Here is a 4,072-nt window from a genome sequence, read left to right as displayed (position 1 = left end):
GTCAAGAAAGAGGAAAAAGCCCCGGCTTTAAAGCTCGCCGAGAAGAGGCTCAAGCAGGAAATCAAAAAGTTCCTGCCCGACGTTTACACTGAGGTCGAGATAGTCAGCCCGCACAAAGCCGTGATATACGCCGACGAGTTCGACATTCCGGCGATAATCGGCAAGAAGGGGAAGAGGATTACTGAACTGGAAAAGAGGATAGGCATAAGCATAGACGTTAAGAGCTTCGCCGAAAGAGAAGCTGAAAAGCCGAAGGAGAAAATCCCGGTGGAGGTCGAGGAGAAGAAGAAAACGATAGTTCTGAGGGTTTCTCCCGATTACGCTAAAAAGCCCTTGAAGTTCTACGGAGGAGAACAGTACGTCTTTACAGCGACGCCGAGCAAGAAGGGCCTCGTCAAGGTGAGCAAGAATACTCCAATAGGTAAGGAACTCAAGAGGCTCATTGAGGCGGGAATTCCAATTTGGGCGAGCACGTAAGCTTTTTAACTTCTTTTTCAACTTTCTTTGATAAAGATGACATACGTTAGGGGATGAGACGATGAGGTTATGGAGGGACAAGCTCTTTTGGTCCCTGTTCCTTGGCGGTCTGGCCTCGTACCTGCTGGCGATTCTTGGTGGTTACTCATCGGCCGTTCTGCTCGGTGATTTTCTCTGGTTGAGCGCCTTTGTGTACTTAACTGCCAGCTTTCTGCGAAAGAACTCTGGTGAGCTGGCACAATCCCGTTGAGACAGGCTTTTAAACTCCTCCTCCCTTCTTTTTCCGGTGGTGTCGATGAAGTACGACGTCGTTATTATTCCCGAGACTTTCCATAAATTCGGCAAACACGACATGGAGCACGTCTGTGTGCCCCTCGTCATCGAGGACAGGAGCTACGACATCGCTGTGGAAATCGTGAACGGGATTGACAAAGTCCTAAGGGCTAACTTTACGGTAACGGTTGAAGAGCCCGAGGGAGATGACTGTGACGTTCTTTACAGGAGATACACAATCGAAAAGGGTGAAAAGAAGGGAATCCTCCACGTCAAGCTCAGAAGGATTGCGGAAAACTGCCCACCCATAGACGGAAACCGTTGTTCGGTCCTCGAGTTCGAGAGGGACGTTGAGTGTATAGTTAACGAAATAAAGGAGTGCCTCGCCTAGGCTCGGTTGCGAGGGTAGTCATCACGCGTCAGCTAGCGAAATTGTCGTCATCGCCCATCCAACTTGGGCGCTTTCCTTTTAACGTTTGGGGGTGCATCAATGCTCGTCCTCGCTTCTTCGTCCCCGAGGAGGAGGGAAATACTATCACGCTTCATCAGTGATTTTGAAGTTGTTCCGAGCAACGTTGATGAAGTATACTCAGGGAAACCCGAGGAGTGCGCAGTCGAACTCGCCAGGAAAAAAGCGCGGGAAGTTCACTCGCGCGTTGGCAGAACCGTTATTGGTGCAGATACTGTTGTGAGCGTTGATGGAAAAATCCTTGGAAAGCCAAAGGACGAACGAGAGGCATATGAAATGCTTAAACTCCTCAGCGGTAAGGTTCACAGGGTTACGACCGGCTACTGTATCGTCCACGGGGGGAGGGAGATAACCGGCGTCGTAACAACCGAGGTCAAGTTCCGCGAGCTCGACGACGAGCTAATCTGGGCCTACATCAAGACAGGAGAGCCCATGGACAAGGCCGGTGCCTATGGAATACAGGGGTTGGGTGGCCTACTCGTTGAATGGATTAAGGGGGACTACTACAATGTCGTCGGCTTTCCGATGGAGATAATCTGGAAGCTTAGAGAACTCGGTCTTAGGGTGTTATCACGTTGAAAAGCCTCCTTTTGGTATTTTTTCACTTTACGTCTATCATTTCGATGTTTTGAGTACTGTTATCACTCTGGAAGTTTTTGGTTATGTTTTGTTGTTATTTAACAGGTTGTTGTATTCTGTTTGTTAAAATGTAACGAGATTTTTCTGGAGTTTAAAAGAAGCTTGGAGAGTGCTCTTATCGGGCTAAAATCCATGGAAAGGTGATGTTTTTTGTGATGGCATGTTTTAATTCTGGAAAAAATTTAATTTATTAGCCTGTTTATGCTTCTGGAAGTCTTTTGTATGGTTTTGTGCATTGAATATGCGGGCTTTGGATTGGCTGTTATTGTTCGAGTTCGGGGGCTTTTGGTGGAAGTTTTAAAGCCACTCTGGGGAAAGGATTATAAAATTCGAGCATTCTTATTCGTTTGTAGGCCCAACCGAGGAAAATCCCACCCTAGTTGCAATAAGACTTCAGGAGAATTAAAACGTTAATCACCAAGCTCTTCAAGGTCACAATTGAACCCCAAGAAAATTTAAAACAAGGGAAAACACGCTTACTCCCCTTTGTAGGCTTCCAGATAGAGTTTCTCGATTTCTTCAACTGTTGGCTCAACGGGGTTGAATGCTATCAGTCCGTCGTGGTAGGCCTTTTCCGCCATCTCTTCCAGTTTTTCCATGAACGTTCTTTCGTCAACGAGCTCTCCCAGTTTGGGAACACCGGTTCTCTCGTTGAGCTCCTTGATTGCCTGAAGGAGTTCTCTCCAGTCCTTCAAGTTGAGCTCCCTCGCTATCTCGTCGTAGCGCTTCCTCGCGTATTCGCTCCTCTCAGCGTTAAACTCGATAACATATGGCAGGAATATTGCGTTTAACAATCCATGTGGACCAATCCAGGCCGCTTTGTGGCTCATGGCATGACAAAGTCCAAGGCGCGCGTTGAGGAAGGCGATGCCTGCCATCGTTGAAGCGTAGTGCATCTTTTCCCTCGCCTTTTCGTCACCCTCAAGACTCCTCTCAATGAAGGCAAAAACGGTCTTTATCGCTTTTATTGCCATGGCATCGCTGAAATCGTTGGCTACCCTGGTGGTGTATGCCTCTATCCCATGGACCAGAACATCCAGCCCAGAGTTCCTCGCAACTTCTCTCGGCATGGTCATTGGTAACCTTGGGTCGAGTATAGCTACCTCAGGCGCTATCTCGGGCGTCACTATGTTGTACTTGATGCCTCCCTTCTTCAGAACGCTTGCCGCCGAGACCTCGCTTCCAGCCCCGCTCGTTGATGGAATCGCTATGAGCTTTGTCTTTAACTTCGGAACCGGTTTTGGCCGTGAAAAGCGGTCCATGAAGGCTATCTCCTCAAAGTCCAGCCCCGGGGCATCGTAGAAGACCTTCAAGGCCTTGGTGGTGTCTATCACGCTCCCCCCACCGAGGGCGACGAGTAGGTCGGGCTCGAACTCCCTCACCTTCGGCAGGAACTCTTCGATAACTTCGACGCTCGGCTCAGCTGGAAGGCCCGTAATCGAGAAGACCTCTGCACCGGCTTCCCTCACGTAGTCCTCGGCCTTGCTCAGGAAGCCGTGTTTTTTCATTGAGTTTGATGCTAGGATGAGGACGCGCTCGTGGTTTTTCGCTTCCTTTTTGAGGTTTTCAAGGGCGTTCCTGCCTTCGACGATTCTTGTCTTCAGCCAGAACATCAATATCACCGCAGGTTTCATAAAGTGAGGTCCTTTTAACTGTCTCGCAACTGAGGAAAACACTTTCATTTAACGTAAATCTTTTTGTTTACTGAAAACATTTAAATTCGAATTCCAAACCCCTTCTTGGGTGGTCTAATGTGAAGAGTGCTAAAGCGATCCTGTTCGTTCTGGTGGTTGTAGGTGCCCTCGCGGGGGCCGGCTGTTTGGGTTCGAGCAACGCTTCAATGTCCAGTGAAAAGCCCCTTGCAGGGCAAACGATAACCGTCTGCTCCGGAGCGGGTCTGATGAAGCCCATGAACGAGCTGATAGGGATGTTCGAAAACGAGACCGGGGCAAAGGTTGAGGTGCACTACGGCGGGAGCAGTGAGATCTTTGGAATCCTCCAGACAACCTGTGGATGCGACGTCTTCGTTCCGGGGGCCTAGTACTACACCGAGCAGGCCATGAAAAAGGGCTACATCCTCAACGACACGGTGAGGAACCTCACATATCACATCCCTGTCATAGCGGTCCCAAAGGGCAACCCTAAGGGCATAAAGTCGCTCAGTGACCTCGCAAAGCCCGGCGTCAGGGTCGTCCTCGGTGATCCAAAGGCGGC

General features: G+C 49.5%; 4 protein-coding genes and 2 pseudogenes. 5 read left to right on the top strand and 1 reads right to left on the bottom strand.

Features of this window, described 5'->3' with window-relative positions:
• The 4 genes and pseudogenes from F7B33_RS07390 to F7B33_RS07375 all read left to right on the top strand — a co-directional run.
• Positions 1-477 (top strand): annotated as a pseudogene (locus tag F7B33_RS07390) (KH domain-containing protein); the annotation flags it as partial.
• A gap of 61 nt (positions 478-538) precedes the next feature.
• A complete protein-coding gene (locus F7B33_RS07385; protein ID WP_297066019.1) occupies positions 539-727 on the top strand; it encodes a hypothetical protein in 189 nt (62 codons plus the stop codon).
• 45 nt (positions 728-772) lie between these two features.
• On the top strand, positions 773-1,141 hold the full coding sequence (locus F7B33_RS07380) for a hypothetical protein (protein WP_297066099.1): 369 nt from the start codon (positions 773-775) through the stop codon (positions 1,139-1,141).
• 99 nt (positions 1,142-1,240) lie between these two features.
• Positions 1,241-1,798, top strand: a complete 558-nt coding sequence (locus tag F7B33_RS07375) for a Maf-like protein (protein ID WP_297066016.1) — start codon at positions 1,241-1,243, stop codon at positions 1,796-1,798.
• 536 nt (positions 1,799-2,334) lie between these two features.
• On the opposite strand, the gene F7B33_RS07370 is transcribed toward F7B33_RS07375, so the two are convergent.
• On the bottom strand, positions 2,335-3,471 hold the full coding sequence (locus F7B33_RS07370) for an iron-containing alcohol dehydrogenase (RefSeq protein ID WP_297073987.1): 1,137 nt from the start codon (positions 3,469-3,471) through the stop codon (positions 2,335-2,337).
• A 227-nt stretch (positions 3,472-3,698) separates the two neighbouring features.
• Here F7B33_RS07370 and F7B33_RS07365 point away from each other — a divergent pair.
• Positions 3,699-4,072, top strand: a pseudogene (locus tag F7B33_RS07365) (substrate-binding domain-containing protein); the annotation flags it as partial.

It is taken from the genome of Thermococcus sp. (assembly GCF_015523185.1).
GTDB lineage: Archaea > Methanobacteriota_B > Thermococci > Thermococcales > Thermococcaceae > Thermococcus.
The sequence above is the reverse complement of the archived record's forward strand: the minus strand, read 5'-3'. Positions and strand labels throughout refer to the sequence as shown.

Bases quoted from the DNA above. Each gene is read 5' to 3' on its own strand.
- F7B33_RS07385 (WP_297066019.1), top strand. From the start codon at position 539: ATGAGGTTATGGAGGGACAAGCTCTTTTGGTCCCTGTTCCTTGGCGGT.
- F7B33_RS07375 (WP_297066016.1), top strand. From the start codon at position 1,241: ATGCTCGTCCTCGCTTCTTCGTCCCCGAGGAGGAGGGAAATACTATCA.
- F7B33_RS07370 (WP_297073987.1), bottom strand. From the start codon at position 3,471: ATGTTCTGGCTGAAGACAAGAATCGTCGAAGGCAGGAACGCCCTTGAA.
- F7B33_RS07380 (WP_297066099.1), top strand. From the start codon at position 773: ATGAAGTACGACGTCGTTATTATTCCCGAGACTTTCCATAAATTCGGC.